This is a genomic window from Aeromonas sp. 1805, from assembly GCF_013085525.1.
Lineage (GTDB): Bacteria > Pseudomonadota > Gammaproteobacteria > Enterobacterales > Aeromonadaceae > Aeromonas > Aeromonas hydrophila.
The window spans coordinates 4,693,428-4,707,779 of record NZ_CP038515.1 but is presented as its reverse complement, the minus strand read 5'-3'; the positions used below and the strand labels follow the sequence as shown (position 1 = coordinate 4,707,779).

Annotated in this window: 15 protein-coding genes; 7 read left to right on the top strand and 8 right to left on the bottom strand. The window is 58.1% G+C overall.

All coding sequences use genetic code 11. The features are described 5' to 3' along the window. Positions 1 to 213 precede the first annotated feature (213 nt). The 4 genes from E5E96_RS21820 to nrfD all read left to right on the top strand — a co-directional run bounded on the left by E5E96_RS21820 (position 214) and on the right by nrfD (position 3,271). A complete protein-coding gene (locus E5E96_RS21820; RefSeq protein WP_171283141.1) occupies positions 214 to 825 on the top strand; it encodes a c-type cytochrome in 612 nt (203 codons plus the stop codon). A gap of 149 nt (positions 826 to 974) precedes the next feature. Then, the gene (nrfB, locus tag E5E96_RS21815; RefSeq protein ID WP_073350818.1) at positions 975 to 1,604 is read left to right on the top strand and encodes a cytochrome c nitrite reductase pentaheme subunit; all 630 of its coding nucleotides are present in this window, start codon (positions 975 to 977) and stop codon (positions 1,602 to 1,604) included. After that, positions 1,601 to 2,269: a 4Fe-4S dicluster domain-containing protein gene (locus E5E96_RS21810; protein WP_045789442.1), complete on the top strand. Its 669-nt coding sequence runs from the start codon at positions 1,601 to 1,603 to the stop codon at positions 2,267 to 2,269. Before nrfB ends, E5E96_RS21810 begins: the two co-directional genes overlap by 4 nt. Positions 2,270 to 2,317: 48 nt before the next feature. Further along, positions 2,318 to 3,271, top strand: a complete 954-nt coding sequence (gene nrfD, locus E5E96_RS21805; protein ID WP_171283140.1) for a cytochrome c nitrite reductase subunit NrfD — start codon at positions 2,318 to 2,320, stop codon at positions 3,269 to 3,271. A 75-nt stretch (positions 3,272 to 3,346) separates the two neighbouring features. Here nrfD and lpxH read toward each other — a convergent pair whose 3' ends face one another. From lpxH to E5E96_RS21790, 3 genes are read right to left on the bottom strand one after another with little or no spacing between them, the layout of a single operon-like run. Further along, positions 3,347 to 4,072, bottom strand: a complete 726-nt coding sequence (lpxH, locus tag E5E96_RS21800) for a UDP-2,3-diacylglucosamine diphosphatase (RefSeq protein WP_171283139.1) — start codon at positions 4,070 to 4,072, stop codon at positions 3,347 to 3,349. Continuing rightward, positions 4,069 to 4,782 (bottom strand): DUF4269 domain-containing protein, encoded by a 714-nt coding sequence (locus E5E96_RS21795; protein ID WP_171283138.1) that lies wholly within the window; start codon positions 4,780 to 4,782, stop codon positions 4,069 to 4,071. The genes lpxH and E5E96_RS21795 overlap by 4 nt, the downstream gene beginning before the upstream one ends. After that, positions 4,772 to 5,269, bottom strand: coding sequence for a peptidylprolyl isomerase (locus tag E5E96_RS21790; RefSeq protein ID WP_005302674.1), 498 nt, complete (start codon positions 5,267 to 5,269; stop codon positions 4,772 to 4,774). Before E5E96_RS21790 ends, E5E96_RS21795 begins: the two co-directional genes overlap by 11 nt. A 190-nt stretch (positions 5,270 to 5,459) precedes the next feature. On the opposite strand from E5E96_RS21790, the gene cysS reads away from it, so the two are divergent. Further along, a complete protein-coding gene (gene cysS, locus E5E96_RS21785; RefSeq protein ID WP_043121894.1) occupies positions 5,460 to 6,836 on the top strand; it encodes a cysteine--tRNA ligase in 1,377 nt (458 codons plus the stop codon). A 334-nt stretch (positions 6,837 to 7,170) separates the two neighbouring features. Here the strand turns inward: cysS and sseB are convergent, their stop codons facing one another. The 3 genes from sseB to E5E96_RS21770 form a co-directional block, all read right to left on the bottom strand. Further along, entirely contained in the window at positions 7,171 to 7,968 is a 798-nt protein-coding gene (sseB, locus tag E5E96_RS21780; protein WP_216368099.1) for an enhanced serine sensitivity protein SseB, read from the bottom strand. Positions 7,969 to 8,596: 628 nt separating this feature from the next. Further along, on the bottom strand, positions 8,597 to 9,127 hold the full coding sequence (locus E5E96_RS21775; protein WP_171283137.1) for a hypothetical protein: 531 nt from the start codon (positions 9,125 to 9,127) through the stop codon (positions 8,597 to 8,599). 344 nt (positions 9,128 to 9,471) lie between these two features. After that, positions 9,472 to 10,122, bottom strand: coding sequence for a hypothetical protein (locus tag E5E96_RS21770; protein WP_171283136.1), 651 nt, complete (start codon positions 10,120 to 10,122; stop codon positions 9,472 to 9,474). A 514-nt stretch (positions 10,123 to 10,636) separates the two neighbouring features. On the opposite strand from E5E96_RS21770, the gene E5E96_RS21765 reads away from it, so the two are divergent. Together E5E96_RS21765 and E5E96_RS21760 are read left to right on the top strand one after the other, a co-directional pair. Continuing rightward, a complete protein-coding gene (locus E5E96_RS21765; RefSeq protein ID WP_171283135.1) occupies positions 10,637 to 10,945 on the top strand; it encodes a hypothetical protein in 309 nt (102 codons plus the stop codon). Positions 10,946 to 11,614: 669 nt separating this feature from the next. Further along, positions 11,615 to 12,628, top strand: a complete 1,014-nt coding sequence (locus tag E5E96_RS21760; RefSeq protein ID WP_171283134.1) for a diguanylate cyclase — start codon at positions 11,615 to 11,617, stop codon at positions 12,626 to 12,628. Between the two features lie 61 nt (positions 12,629 to 12,689). Here the strand turns inward: E5E96_RS21760 and E5E96_RS21755 are convergent, their stop codons facing one another. Then, positions 12,690 to 13,436, bottom strand: coding sequence for an ABC transporter substrate-binding protein (locus E5E96_RS21755; RefSeq protein WP_171283133.1), 747 nt, complete (start codon positions 13,434 to 13,436; stop codon positions 12,690 to 12,692). Positions 13,437 to 13,537: 101 nt separating this feature from the next. Beyond that, positions 13,538 to 14,284, bottom strand: a complete 747-nt coding sequence (locus E5E96_RS21750; RefSeq protein ID WP_045527359.1) for an ABC transporter substrate-binding protein — start codon at positions 14,282 to 14,284, stop codon at positions 13,538 to 13,540. Positions 14,285 to 14,352 lie beyond the last annotated feature (68 nt).

The following is a 14,352-nucleotide window of genomic DNA, read 5'->3' as shown; positions in this document are numbered from 1 at the left end:
TATATGAGCCAGCTCAAAAAATTCCCAAAAAGATACCACTTAAGGGTCAAAAGAGGACTAAATACGGTATAAATCATTTCCATCTTAATTGTAAGGTTTATATATTAGACGGCGTTGATCTAAGTCTCAAAAACGGATCGAAAATCAACCTAGAGTATAAAAATGTCTGTTTTTACTGGGGTTTATAGACCTTTTCTGGAAGAGGGATAAGAAATGAAACGCAGTGTGAAGCTGGAAATACTGGGACTGTCGTTGCTTTTGGGCTCTATTGGCACTGCATATGCCAGCCTGGACTCATTGGTGGATACATGTAACTCATGTCATGGAAATCAGGGGATCAGCACCCAGAACGATATTCCGACTATTGCAGGTCTGGCAGAATCAAATCTTGCCGAGCAGATGCGCACCTACCTGGACGGCCGGCCGGCCAAGACCGTTAATCATGTCACCGGTGACACCAGCAAGAAGGGGAACATGACCGACATTGTTAAGGGCCTTAGCGACGAGCAGATCGACGAGTTGGCGGCGCACTATGCCGAACTGCCCTACAAGCCGATGAAGCAGCCGTTCGATGCGGCGCTGGCCAAGGCGGGGCAGAAACTGCACGACGACTCCGGCTGCAAGAAGTGCCACTCCGAAGGCGGCTCGGTGGCCGAAGACGAGGCCTCCATCCTCGCCGGCCAGCCCAAGGGCTACCTGCTGACCTCCCTGCTGGAGTTCAAGGCCGGCAAGCGCAGCAACGACGAGAAGATGAACAAGGCCATCATCGCCATGAGCGATGCCGACCTCAAGGCGCTGGTCGAGTACTACGCAAGCCAGCAGTAACGTCGCTGCCCCTCCCGTTGACGCAGCCACCCCGCTTCTGGCGGGGTGTGGTCTCGTGTTCATGACCGTCAAAGGAGCTGTCACCAGCTCCTTTTTGTTGCCAGGCGGGCAGACGGCACCCGGCGGGTGCCACCGTTTCGGAGTTTCCTATGAAAAAGATCATCAAGTGGCTGCTGCTTGCCTCCCTCGCCCTGGGGGCGGGTCAGCTGGCACTGGCCAGCGCGCAGGCAGCCGATGCCACGCCGGCTGCGCCGAGTGCCACATCCAGTGCCGATCAGGCAGCGCAACCCACCCTGGCCGAACGGCAGGCCAAGGCGGAAAAGAAGAAAGCCGCCGCCAAGAAGGCCGCGGCCCGTTTCGCCAAGTGCGAGAAGTGCCACGACGGGGAGGAGGGGATGCATGGCAAGCATGGCCAGGTCACCAACCCCAACACGGGGGAGCAGGTCACCTGCACCAACTGCCACGGCAATGCGTCGGCCGATCACCGTAAACAGCGCGGCGGCATGGTCGATGTGATGCGCTTTGGCAATGACGCCTTCCCGCTGAGCCAGCAGAACGGCGTCTGCATGAGCTGCCATGAGCCGGACGATTTGCGCAAGGCCCTCTGGGCCCACGACGTGCACGCCACCCGGGTCAGCTGCACCAGCTGCCACCAGCTGCACCCGGCCAAGGAGCCCATGGTGGGGATCCCCGAGAAGTCGCGCATCAAGCTGTGCGTCGACTGCCACCGCAAGCAGCACGAGGCCGGCCTCGGCGGCGCCGTCAAGGAGGGTGCATGAGCACGACCCGCCGCGACTTCATGGTGGGCATGAGCGCCGGCGCCCTGATCCTGCTGACGGGGGCCCCGCGTGCCCTGGCCAACAGCATGACCATCAAGGGTGTGCGCTACGGCATGATCCACGACGAGACGGCCTGCATCGGCTGCACCGCCTGCATGGACGCCTGCCGCGAGGTGAACCAGGTGCCGGCAGGGGTGGCCCGCCTGCAGATCCTGCGCAGCGGCCCGGTGGGGGAGTATCCGGCGCAGGAGTACCGCTTCTTTCGCAAATCCTGCCAGCACTGCGACAACGCCCCCTGCGTGCACGTCTGCCCGACCGGTGCCTCCCACATCCGGGCGGAGGATGGCATCGTCGACATCAACCCCGACCTCTGCGTCGGCTGCCGCTATTGCCTGGCCGCCTGCCCCTATCAGGTGCGCTTCATCAACCCGGTCACCCGGGTTGCCGACAAGTGCGACTTCTGCCGCAAGACCAATCTGGCGGCGGGTAAGCAGCCGGCCTGCGTGGAAGCCTGCCCGACCAAGGCGCTGGTGTTCGGCAATCTGGACGATCCCGACAGCCCCATCGCCAAACGGCTGGTGCAGGAGACCACCTATCGCTACAAGCAGTTCCTCGGTACCTCGCCCAAGATGTACCGGGTGCCGAAAGGGGAGGTGAAGTCATGATCCCATCTCATCCGTATGACGCAGACCGGCTGACGGGAGGGAAGCACCATGTGGCATGATGCGTTTCACTTCGACTCGCTGGTGTGGGATGGCCCCATCGCCATCTACCTGTTCCTGCTCGGCATCTCGGCAGGCTCGGCCACCCTCTCGGTGCTGCTGCGCCGCCAGGGGGCCGGCAGCGAGAGTGGCATCATCAAGGCGACCGCCCTCCTGGCGCCGGTGAGCGTCGTGTTGGGGCTGCTTATCCTCATCTTCCACCTGGCCCGCCCCTGGACCTTCTGGAAGCTGATGTTCCACTACCAGTTCGACTCCGTGATGTCGATGGGGGTCATGCTGTTTCAGGTCTACATGGCGGTGCTGTTCGCCTGGCTGGCGGTGGTGTTCAGAGCCGAGATCGAGGCCCTGCGCCGACGCCTGCTGGTGGACAAGTTCGCCTTTGTGGATGGCCTCATCGGCTGGCTCTCCCGCCTCGAGCGGCTGCTGGCGCCGCTGCTGTTGCTGCTGGCCGTGCTGCTCGGGGCCTATACCGGCTTTCTGCTCTCCGCCCTCAAGACCTACCCCATGCTTAACAACCCAATCCTGCCGGCGTTGTTTCTGGTCTCCGGCATCAGCTCGGGGGTGGCCTCCACCATCCTGCTGGCGGTCACCCTGTTTCGGGAGGATGGCCACAGCCGCGGGGTGAGCTTCGTGCACCGCTTCGAGCGGCCCATCGTCGCCATCGAGCTGTTCCTGCTGCTCTGCTTCTTCACCGGCCTCTATTTTGGTGGCGGCCAGCGGGAAGCGGCCATGTGGGCGGCCATCGGCGGCGGTTTCTGGTCCCAGGTGTTCTGGTTCGGGGTCATCGGGCTGGGGATCCTGCTGCCCCAGCTGCTGGGGCTGGTGGGCAGTCCGGCCAAGGTCCATCAACCGGCCCGGCTGGCGCTTATCTGCAGCCTGAGCCTGGTGGGGATATTGCTGCTGCGCTACTTCATCCTCTACGCGGGGCAGATGACGGTGATGTAGCCGTTATAGAGGTAGATCGCAGGCAAACAAAAGGCGGGATCTTCCCGCCTTTTTTATTGCCGCCAGTCGGCCAATTCAGAACAGCGCGCGCTGCTCGAGGCGCTGCTCGCCGGGGCGGCAGACCAGCACCGAGCCCTGCTCGAACCAGTCCCCCAGCACGATGCGCCGGGCAGGCGCGCCGTCGAGGTTGAAGTCGTGGATGGCGGGTCTGTGGGTGTGGCCGTGGATCATCATCCGGCAGTCGTGCTGGCGCAGCATCTCGTCCACCGCCGCCGGGGTCACGTCCATGATGGTCTGGCTCTTGTGGGCGTTTTCCATCTGGCTCTGGCCACGCATCTTGTGGGCAATGGCCTGGCGGCGCTCGAGCGGCAGCCGCAAAAAGAGCCAGCGCAGCCATTTGAGCTGGGTGATGCGGCGAAACTTCTGGTAGCCCTCATCCAGGGTGCAGAGCAGATCGCCGTGGCTCAGCAGCACCCGCTCGCCGTAGAGCTCGATGACGCACGGATCCCCCAGCAGAGTCATGCCGGCGCGCTTGGCAAAGGCCTGACCCAGCAAGAAGTCGCGGTTGCCGTGAATGAAGTAGAGGGGCACCCCCTGCTGGCTGAGGGCCGCAAAGGCGTCGGCCACCTCGCCGTGGAGGGGATTGGGATCGTCGTCGCCAATCCAGAATTCAAACAGATCGCCCAGGACGTAGAGGGCATCGGCGCCAGGGGCGTCGTGCGCCAAAAAGCGCACCAGGGCGGCGGTCATGTCGGGCCGTTGGGCACACAGGTGAATGTCGCTGATGAAGAGGGTGCTCATGAGAAAGTGCGCTGGGCCCTGTTGAGGTGGCTGGAAGTGGAACTGGTATTGGAGTTAGCAGTGCAGTGGGGGCCTATCGCCCTCGGCTGCCACACCAATGGGGCAAGCTCGCCGCCCTCCAGGGTGAGCAGCGCGGCATACGGGTCGCCGGCAAGGCCGAGCAAGTGGCACATGGCCGCTTCCCCTTTGAGCCCTTCCTCGAGACGCAGGCGCAGCACTTGGTGATAAAACGCCGCGCCGAACTGCTCAAGCAGGGCGGCCATCAGGCTGAGGTGGCGCCAGCCGTTGAGGCGCTCGAGGGGATCCGGGGTGAGGTAGAGCTCAAGGGGCCAAGGGTGGCCATCGGCGCCGGTGACGATCTGCTCGGCGAGCCAGATGTCAGCGCCCTTTTGCGCAACCCGCCAGCCTTGGGCGGCCAGCGTCGCGGCAAACGTGGCCGGCTCCGGATGCTGGCAGACGATGTCGAGATCGCTGCCGGGGCGGTCGAGCCCGATGGTGACCGTGCTCACCAGCGCCAGGTCGCTGCACTGCGCTGCCAGCGCATCCCGCACACCGGCTGTGAGCAGGTCATGGGCCGAGCGTTGGCGCGGGTTGCCGTGGGCCAGGTAGTCGAGACGGCGCCAGTCGATGGGGCCGGCCTTCGCAGATGGAAAAACTGCGGCCGGGGCCGCAGTCAGTTCATCTCGCAGAAGGCAGAGATCACTCGGCAAGGGTCACCTTGGTGATCACGACGTCTTCGGTCGGCACGTCCTGGTGGATGCGGCCGTAGTTGCCGGTCTTGACGCCCTTGATCTTGTTGACCACGTCCATGCCGGCGGTCACTTCACCGAACACGCAGTAGCCGAAGCCCTGGGTGGTGGCGGATTTGAAGTCGAGGAAGTCGTTGTTGTTCACGTTGATGAAGAACTGGGCGCTGGCAGAGTGCGGCTCCATGGTGCGGGCCATGGCGATGGTGCCGACCTTGTTGGACAGGCCGTTGGCCGCTTCGTTCTTGATGGGGGCGCGGGTGTCTTTCTCTTCGAAGCCAGGGGCATAGCCGCCGCCCTGGATCATGAAGCCGTCGATGACGCGGTGGAAGATGGTGTTGTCGTAGTGACCGTCACGGCAGTATTGCAGGAAGTTGGCCACGGTTTCCGGGGCTTTTTCAGCGTTCAGGGTGAGGGTGATGTCGCCGTGATTGGTGTGCAGAGTGACCATGATATGTCCTTTCATTTGATGCGGGCGACCAGGTGCCCGCAGGTGTATGGCATAAAGTGGTGGCAATTCTAGCCCATCAGGGCCCTGCGGCATAGATGGTGCGCCTGATCCGGCACGTTTTCTGCCTCGTTTTCTACGCGCGATGCGGGTAGAATGGCAGGCCATTTTACTCACAGGCAGTGGTCATAAGATGCTGAAGATATACAACACACTCACTCGTCAAAAAGAAGAATTCAAACCTATCCACCCGGGCAAGGTGGGCATGTATGTGTGTGGCGTCACTATCTACGATCACTGTCATATCGGCCACGGCCGCACCTTCGTCGCTTTCGACGTCGTGGCCCGTTACCTGCGCTACAGCGGCTATCAGCTCAACTACGTGCGCAACGTCACCGACGTGGACGACAAGATCATCAAGCGCGCCGCCGAAACCGGCGTCACCTGTGACGATCTGACCGAGCGCCTGATCGGCGACATGCACGCCGATTTCGATGCCCTCGGCATGGTGCGCCCGGACGTCGAGCCGCGCGCCACCCAGCACATCGGCGAGATCATCGAGCTGGTGCAATCCCTGCTGGATAAAGAGCACGCCTACGTGGCCGACAACGGCGACGTGATGTTCATCGTCGACTCCTACGCCGACTACGGCAAGCTCTCCGGCCAGGATCTGGAGCAGCTGCAGGCAGGTGCCCGCGTCGACGTGGTGGATGCCAAGCGCAATCCGCTCGACTTCGTGCTGTGGAAGATGTCCAAGCCCGGCGAGCCGACCTGGGACAGCCCCTGGGGCCCGGGCCGTCCTGGCTGGCACATCGAGTGCTCCGCCATGAACTCCAAGCACCTTGGCAACCACTTCGACATCCATGGCGGCGGCTCCGATCTGCAGTTCCCGCACCACGAGAACGAGATCGCCCAGTCCTGCTGCGCCCACGGTGGCGACTACGTCAACACCTGGATGCACAGCGGCATGGTGATGGTGGATAAAGAGAAGATGTCCAAATCCCTTGGCAACTTCTTCACCATCCGCGACGTCTTGGCTCACTATGACGCCGAAACCGTCCGTTACTTCCTGATGTCTGGCCACTACCGCAGCCAGCTCAACTACTCGGAAGATAACCTGAAGCAGGCCCGCGCCGCGCTGGAGCGCATGTACACCGCCCTGCGCGATCTGCCAGTAGCCGCTGCTGCCGGTGGCGACGAACAGGTGGCTCGCTTCAAGGAAGCGATGGACGACGACTTCAACACCCCGGAAGCCTACTCCGCCCTGTTCGATCTGGTGCGCGAGATCAACCGCCAGAAGGGTGAAGACATGGCCGTGGCCGCCGGCCTCGGTGCCCGTCTGCGCGAACTGGGCGCCGTGCTCGGCATCCTGCAGCAGGATCCGGATGCTTTCCTCAAGGGTGACGAAGCGGACGAAGAGGTTGCCGAAATCGAGCAGCTGATCGCCCAGCGCAATCAGGCCCGTGCCGACAAGAACTGGGCTGCCGCCGATGCCGCCCGCAATCGTCTCACCGAGATGGGTATCGTGCTGGAAGACAGCGCCGGCAAAACCAGCTGGCGCCGTGCCTAAGGCCGGTTGTCCTGTTGGCGCCTGATGCCAACAGGTTGACCTAATAAAAAACCGCAGCCCTTCGGCTGCGGTTTTTGTTTGTGGCCTGCCGAAGCCTCGGCATCCTTCGGTCTGATCCCCTCTCCCCTTGCGGGAGAGGGTTAGGGTGAGGGGGCTAACCTCTTTGGCTCGCGAGCCTGACGGGCCAGCCGCCTGCTTCGAACCTCTCTGTTCTCGTGCCAAATCAAGGGCGAGCAGTGCTCGCCCTGATCCGATTTTACTCTGCGGCTGCGCCGTCATCAGTGATGGCGCTTCTGACCCGTTGAACTCGATTCGGCGATTGTGCTTGGCCTTGTTATGCCTTACCTACACCAAACCACGATTTGAGCTTTGAACCCCATTTTTTCTCGTAGAATGGTTTAACTTCATTTGTAAAGTATTGGCTAAGACCAGAATCACTTTCATTGACCTTGTACAGATCAACAGACTCGCCTTCTGGCACGGTATCGCCAGCCACGTTGCCAGCCTCCCTCATTACTTTTTCAATATCACCATCTGCTTCTATACCAACTATGAGATGCGGTTTCTCATCAACAGATGTGTCATGCATAAGTGCCAAATAAGCTTTTTTTACATTGCCATGTTTTGCCAATAGCTGAGTAAGTGAATCAACCATTTTTGATGGGTAATTGGACGGCTGCCCCAGCAGTACCTTAGTTTCTTTCTCCACAATTCTCAGGGATGGAGCCCGACTGATGCCGATAGATAACAAGTGTGCTACTTCTTCAGGAACAAACTCTTTTCCATAATCTGATTTTGGGTTAAGAAATAGTGTAGCTCCTTGTGTCATTTCAAACAAAGAGCGTACTGGTAGGGCCAAATATGATTCTTCGCTATCGATAGATTTTTGTAACACTTCTAGCGATGAAAAGAAAGGAATTACAGGTGAGCCATCAGCCTTTTCCCAATGCTGTATTTGTATTTTGCTTCCAGCTTCGAGATTCACTTGTCCGTCCGTGCCTGGCACTCCAGTTGTACCAAGCAAAAAGACGTGCGAACTTAGTAGGACTTCACAGAATTGTGGTCGATGGGCTGGTTCGTTTGCAGCCAATCTTAAAATCTCTTCAAGTTTATTTTCTTCGGTTATTTCCACGGTTTGTCCTTTAGACATAACAGTGATTAGATAGAAGACGGTACTAATCCGATAGGAAAGCATTCTATGTAACACCGTTCTGTCCTGATAGTTGCCACGAAAAAATAAAACTAAATAAAAATAATACCAGTCTATCTCTGATGCTTGAATGTATTCGCTTGACCTCCTCTTTTTACTCTATCATTACTACTGTATAAAAAACAGTTTAGGAGCCAGCTATGGATAGTATCGCCAAACCCTGTCTGCGTGAACAGGTCTGGTTAGTGATGCGTTTGCATTAGGGCCGTAGGTTCGATTAGCGAAGCGTAGTCGGACCTTCTATATACAACATACAACCGTTCCCGATAGATATCTGTGCCGAGGGGCTATAATCTGGTCTCGCATGAAGTGAGCGAGGGGTAGCTGCAAGATAACAACCCGCCCGAGCTTTACCCCGAATAGACAGGGGCTGTTAACTGGTCTTGGGGCTGAAGGTTCGGGCTTGCCCCTGTTGTTCGCCGAGATGAGAGCATAACGTTAGGACGAAGGCTATTGCTTGTTCAAGGCTAGCGGAAACAAGCTTGTCCCAAAACCTTAGCAATCAGAAATAGCATTGAATTAATGATATGAATACGTGCAGTCTGATAGTCTATTTATTAAGCTTTCTGTTTTTCCTTTCAGCTAGTTCATTAAGTTCGTGTTCGATTAACTGAAACCAGGTTTTATCTACGTATTCGAAGATATTTTCTTTATGCAAATATTTTACCAGTCGGCCCTCTTCATTATAACAATAGACATTGGCATCAGCCCAAACTTTGAGAACTGGAATTACATTGTGCCCCAACTCTTTGAATTGTTCTGCTGCTATATGTATATTCATCCATTCAGGAGCATCTTCGCTATAAGCGTAAGAATAAACACCTCGTAAAAACTCCCAAAATGGTGCCACAGCCAATACTTCTGCATATGGCCAAAACTCTTCTTTAACCTCTATAAAAAATCCACCTAGCGCTCCCATTGCATGAGAGATATAGTCATCTGGAAATTTAATTCCATATTTCTCTCCAAGTGTTATCACCTCATTTTTTGTCGGAGCCTGATCTCCTGTCGCAACAATGTAATAATCATCATCCCATATCCCCAGTATCAGTTCTCTCGTTTTGTCTGTTACGTTAATCATTGTTTATTGTCATCCTTTTAATATTACTTTCAGAAGCATGGTTAAATTAGTGAAGCGTAATTAAATATGCGAAAAATAAGGTTCTGCCACTGCGAAACACTCACTGTCGGGCCTTCTATGTAAGGCTATTTCCAGATAAGGTGATATGCCGCTTGTTGTATTAAAATTTATTTTCTTCACCAATGTGACCAAGTATCGTAGGGTGTTATGAACGAAGTGAATAACACCACTGTTTCCATACCGGATCATACCGGATGTAGCTAGTCACTCGCTTTTCATTCCAGTATTTTATATTTTACGCGGATTGCGGGCCGGTTATTAATGCTGTAGTTTTAAGTGAGAGGCTAGTAATAAATTTCTTTCCCAATTTCTTTTATGTCTAGTTTGTTTGAGCCTGGATAGAACCCATCCATTTCAATAGGCTTGGTAACGGGGATGGAGATATCTCTCTGTTCAGCTTTAAAATTTGGTGAAATATCTTCATCCGAGCAACCATCTTGATATGTTTTATAAGTGGCTTTTCCAGTCGTTACATTGAAGTCGAACTCAAAGAACCCTTCGCATGGTGCTCCATAATTTATTGTGGCACCAATTAGATACCATGCTTTATTATTAAAGCGATATCTATGAGTGTAACTCCATTTTTGACGACTACCACCAAAATGCTCAATGACGATAGCTCCTCGTTGTATTTCAATACTCATGAATGGATCCCCCATCATGCCACCATGAGCACTATCTAATATTGGCCCTTGCGAAGAGTGCCATAAGGCCCACTTATCTTGTTTCTTTTTATATATAAGCAGTGTTCTTTGAGTTCCTATTTCACCGTCCAACCCGGTGTCCAGAACAATGACTTTTTCATCGATACCATCTTTGTCCAAATCCCCCATAGCCTCGCCAATTACCTTTGAAGTGATATGTTCTTGACCCGGTTCCTCTGCAAGTGCTGTATTTACAGCCAATGCGAAAAACAATGTGGAAAAATATTTCATAAAAACCTCTGAGAGTTAGGTTCGATTAGCGAAGCATAATCTGACGTTCGAGAAATAAGGCTTTATCACGGCTAAATACTCACTATCGGGTCTTCAATATAAGGTCATTCCCCGACTGTTAATTGTCCTTGGGGCTTAGGGTCTTTCCAAAGTCACTCGCCAAGCCGCGCAGCGGCGGCGAAACCCCGTCGAGGACGGAGTCCTTGTGTCCTGCATGGCGAAGCCATGTGCAGGGCAGAGACGTTACCCGACCCCTCACCCTAACCCTCTCCCACAAGGGGAGAGGTTATCGTTTCCCGGTGCAATGCGCTTCGCTTATTGGCACCCTACCTCTCTCCCGAAAGGGGGGCGGGGATGGTTACCGCGAACGATTACGCTGCGCTAATCGACCCTACAGGCTGATTTCACCCCGCGCCTCATCCCGTGGTGGGGGAGGCGACCCTCCCGCTGCTTGGTGCGCCATCCTCTGGAATGCTAGGATGCCCAACCGTCCTTTATCCAACCCTTATCAGTTATGGCAAACCGGCTCGTAGGCAGTAAAAACAGGATCACTCGGGCAGGGCGCTGGCTCGCAACCCGTGGCGCCGCGCTCTTTGCCGAACTCTCGGAGTTTCAGCAGCGCATCTGGGTGGTCAGCATAGTGAACGACACCTACACGGATACCTTTATTGTCAACGAAGGCAGCTTCGAGGAGCCCATGCAGTGGATGCGGCGCAAGCAGTACAGCGCCGACATGCTGCAGCGGGTCGATGCCATGCAACGCTCCCAGGTGATCCAGGTCGAGCTGGGTGACTGCCGCCATCGCCTGATGCGGGTCAAATAACCCGGATAGCGCCGAGCCTTATCGGGCGTTGGGCCAAACAGGGCGGCTGGCTCACAGTCCGCGCGCTATCCGCCAAAGACGCTGCCGCCCCTGACTGTCGCCGCCACCTTGCGCCCTTGACCATCCGTGAATATTCGGGGCCAACAGGGGCCGATGGTCATCTTACGGAACCCGCCTCGGCGGGGCCATCCAAATCCATGAAATTAGTGGTGCAACTATCAGAATTAAATGGTTTTTCTCCTTTGCTGCAAAGTGGCAACCGGCGGTTGACCCGCGGCTGGGGTGTGATGGAAGATGAGCGCCGCAGCCGGCTGATAAGCAGACAAGCAGGATCAGCAGTGCGCCGGGCAGTGCGGGGGCGCGCCACCCACAAAGGCGATGAGCGCCAGGGGCCGGCATGGGCCTAATCCTTGACCGCATTCGTGCCGCAGCCAATAACGCCGCACGACAGGTGCCGCTGCCCTCAATAGGGAGTGCTCGCCATGGCTCAGATCGGGCCGACCTCGCGCTGGTTGCAAACGGATCGCGTTGCCGGGCAATCGAGGGTCGTTCGACGACAAAGGCTGCAAAAACCGCAAACATTGTGCCACGGCGGGGGCGTGGGGCTTGTGAAGACCCTTCGGGGTTGGCTATCGTTTCAGCAATAGACATGCAAGCAGGGAGGTGTGCATGGACAGAATATTGCAGGCGTTGTCGCTGCAAGTGACCGGGGCGCGGGATCTGGAGAGCCTGACCCGCCCGCTGCTGGAGATGCTCGAGACGGTCACCGGGCTCGAGTCCACCTATCTGACCGAAATCGACCTTGGTCACGACACCCAACATATCCGCTTTGCCCGCAACGCCGCCGACCTGCAGATCCCCGAAGGGGCCTCGGTGGCCTGGGACGATACCCTCTGCCGACGGGCCCTCGACGAGGGGCGTTTCTACACCGACGATGTGGCGAGCTGCTGGGGTGATTCCCAGACGGCGCAGGCCCTTGGCATTCGCACCTACCTGAGTTGTCCGGTACGCACCCCTTCGGGCTCCCTCTATGGCACCCTGTGCGCCGCCAGTGCCGAACACAAGCCGCTGACGGCGGGCTCGGATCACCTGATCGCCTTCTTTGCCCGGTTGATCGCCGAGCAGGTGGAGCGTGAACAGCTGCTGCAACAGTTGCAGCAGGCCAACCACGAGCTGTCGCGCCAGGCGCTGAGCGACCCGCTGACCGGGCTGCCCAACCGGCGGGCGCTGATGCACGAGCTCAACCGGCTGTTTTCACTGGCGGAGCGGGTCGAGCATCCGCTGCTGCTCGGCTTCATCGATCTCGACGGCTTCAAGGCCATCAATGACACCCACGGTCACGACACCGGCGACCTGCTGCTGCAACGGGTGGCCGCGGCGCTGTCAACCGTGCTGCGCGGCAGCGATCTGCTGGCGCGAGTGGGGGGCGACGAGTTCGTGGCGGTGGGAATGGGGCCGCAGTGCGGCGAAGAGACGCGGGAGGCGGCGGTGCAGGGCTTTCAGCGCAGGTTGTTCGAGGCGAGCCTGGTGCAGCTCGAGGTGCCTGCTGGCCTGCTGCACTACCCCGGCGCCAGCGTGGGGGTGGTGGCCATCGATCCGGCCAGCAGCACGGTGGACGAGGCGCTCAGGCTGGCCGATGCCTGCATGTACGAGGTCAAGCGCCAGCGCCGCCGGCCGAGCTGACCGCGCAGGCGAATCAGGCAAGCAAAAGGGGCCCCGGCGGGCCCCTTTTTCATGCCGCCCCTCAGCGGGCGGGGAAGTACTTGGCCTGGATCTGCTGGAACTTGCTGCTGGCCAGTACCTGGGTCAGGCCGCTCTGGAACTCCTTGACCAGCTCGTCGCTCACCGGGTGGCTGAAGGCGAAGCAGAACTGCTCCGAGCTCAGCATCCAGAACACCTTGAACTGGGCGGGATCCAGCTGCTGGGAGGCGATCAGATCCAGCATGGTGGTCTTGTTGGTGGAGATAAGATCGACCCGGCCCGAGGTGAGCATCTTGAGCGCCTGGGGCAGGCGGTTGGCGGTCATGATCTTCTGCTCGTCAAAGCCGTTGTTGAGCAGCAGTTGCTCCCCCACGTCGGCCCGCACCGCCCCTATGTTGTACTTTTCGGCATCTTCCAGTTTGGCGATGGTGACCGGGCTCTTGGCCAGCCCCATCAGCACGATTTCGGCATAGCCGATGGGACAGGCCCACTTGAACAGTGGATCCCGCGCCTCGGTGCGGGCGGTGGAGAAGAGCACCACGTTGGGTTTCTGGGTCAGCAAGTAGTAACCCCGCGCCCAGGGCATGATGGTGATGGGCTGCTGCGGGGTGTTGGTCTTCTGCCATACCTGCTGCAGCATCTCGACGGCGAGTCCGGTGGGGGCGCCGGATTCGTTGGAGAAGTTGTAGGGTTTGTACTCTTCGGTGAGGTAGTGCAGCTTGCCAAGCTCCGGGCTGGCCTGGGCGAGGGTGACAAACGCGAGTGCGGCGAATCCAATCCATTTTTTCATGTTGGCCATCCTGGTGGGGTGTAGCGTCATTCTCAAGTGTTATCAAAGCCCGCCAAATCGCCACTCACGACTGACTTGCGGCGAGAGGTAGCGGGCCTTGCTCAGGGGGCAGGCAGGTATTTGAGCCGCAGCCCCTGATACTCCGAAGAGGCGAGCGCCTGGGTGAGGGCGCGCTGGAACTGCTTGATGACGCTGTCATCCACCTGGCGGCTGAAGGCGTAGCAGAGCTCCTCGGCATCCAGCACGAAGGCGACCGTGAAGTCATTGGCATCGAGCTGCAGCGCCTTGATGGCGTCATAGCCCGCCAGCTTGCCGGTGGCCAGCAGATCGGCGCGACCCGACACCAGCATCTTCAGCGCCTGGCTCAGCCGGTTGGCGGAGATGATGCGGCTCTCGTCCATGCCACGGTTGAGCAGCAGCTGTTCGGAGGCATCGGCGCGCACGGCGCTGATGCGGTAGTCGTTGATCTGCTCGACGGCGCTGAGGGTGAGGGGGCGGCGCTTGTGGGCCAGCAGCACGTACTCGGAGTAGCCGATGGGGCACACCCACTTGAACAGGGGATCGCGGGTGTCGGTGCGGGCGGTGGAGAAGAGCACCACGTTGGGTTTCTGGGTCAGCAGGTAGTAACCCCGCGCCCAGGGCAGGATGCGAATGGGTTGGGCGGGAGTCTGGGTGCGCTGCCAGATCAGTTGCAGCAGCTCCACCGCCAGCCCGCCGGGCTGACCGGTCTGGTCGGTGAAGTTGTAGGGGGGATACTCCTCGGTCAGGTACTCCAGCTTGCCGAGCTCGGCCTGCGCCGTGCCAAGGCATGACAACAGCAGCAGGCAACCGCAAAACCTTATCCTCATGGGCATTCCTTGGCGTAGCGCGGGCGATCCATCTTGCCCTAGTGTGGGCAAAAAAGCCTGATATTGCC

Excerpts from the sequence above, each read along its gene's own strand:
- E5E96_RS21820 (WP_171283141.1), top strand. The coding sequence starts at position 214 with ATGAAACGCAGTGTGAAGCTGGAAATACTGGGACTGTCGTTGCTTTTG.
- nrfB (WP_073350818.1), top strand. The coding sequence starts at position 975 with ATGAAAAAGATCATCAAGTGGCTGCTGCTTGCCTCCCTCGCCCTGGGG.
- E5E96_RS21810 (WP_045789442.1), top strand. The coding sequence starts at position 1,601 with ATGAGCACGACCCGCCGCGACTTCATGGTGGGCATGAGCGCCGGCGCC.
- nrfD (WP_171283140.1), top strand. The coding sequence starts at position 2,318 with ATGTGGCATGATGCGTTTCACTTCGACTCGCTGGTGTGGGATGGCCCC.
- lpxH (WP_171283139.1), bottom strand. The coding sequence starts at position 4,072 with ATGAGCACCCTCTTCATCAGCGACATTCACCTGTGTGCCCAACGGCCC.
- E5E96_RS21790 (WP_005302674.1), bottom strand. The coding sequence starts at position 5,269 with ATGGTCACTCTGCACACCAATCACGGCGACATCACCCTCACCCTGAAC.
- cysS (WP_043121894.1), top strand. The coding sequence starts at position 5,460 with ATGCTGAAGATATACAACACACTCACTCGTCAAAAAGAAGAATTCAAA.
- E5E96_RS21775 (WP_171283137.1), bottom strand. The coding sequence starts at position 9,127 with ATGATTAACGTAACAGACAAAACGAGAGAACTGATACTGGGGATATGG.
- E5E96_RS21770 (WP_171283136.1), bottom strand. The coding sequence starts at position 10,122 with ATGAAATATTTTTCCACATTGTTTTTCGCATTGGCTGTAAATACAGCA.
- E5E96_RS21765 (WP_171283135.1), top strand. The coding sequence starts at position 10,637 with ATGGCAAACCGGCTCGTAGGCAGTAAAAACAGGATCACTCGGGCAGGG.
- E5E96_RS21760 (WP_171283134.1), top strand. The coding sequence starts at position 11,615 with ATGGACAGAATATTGCAGGCGTTGTCGCTGCAAGTGACCGGGGCGCGG.
- E5E96_RS21755 (WP_171283133.1), bottom strand. The coding sequence starts at position 13,436 with ATGAAAAAATGGATTGGATTCGCCGCACTCGCGTTTGTCACCCTCGCC.
- E5E96_RS21750 (WP_045527359.1), bottom strand. The coding sequence starts at position 14,284 with ATGAGGATAAGGTTTTGCGGTTGCCTGCTGCTGTTGTCATGCCTTGGC.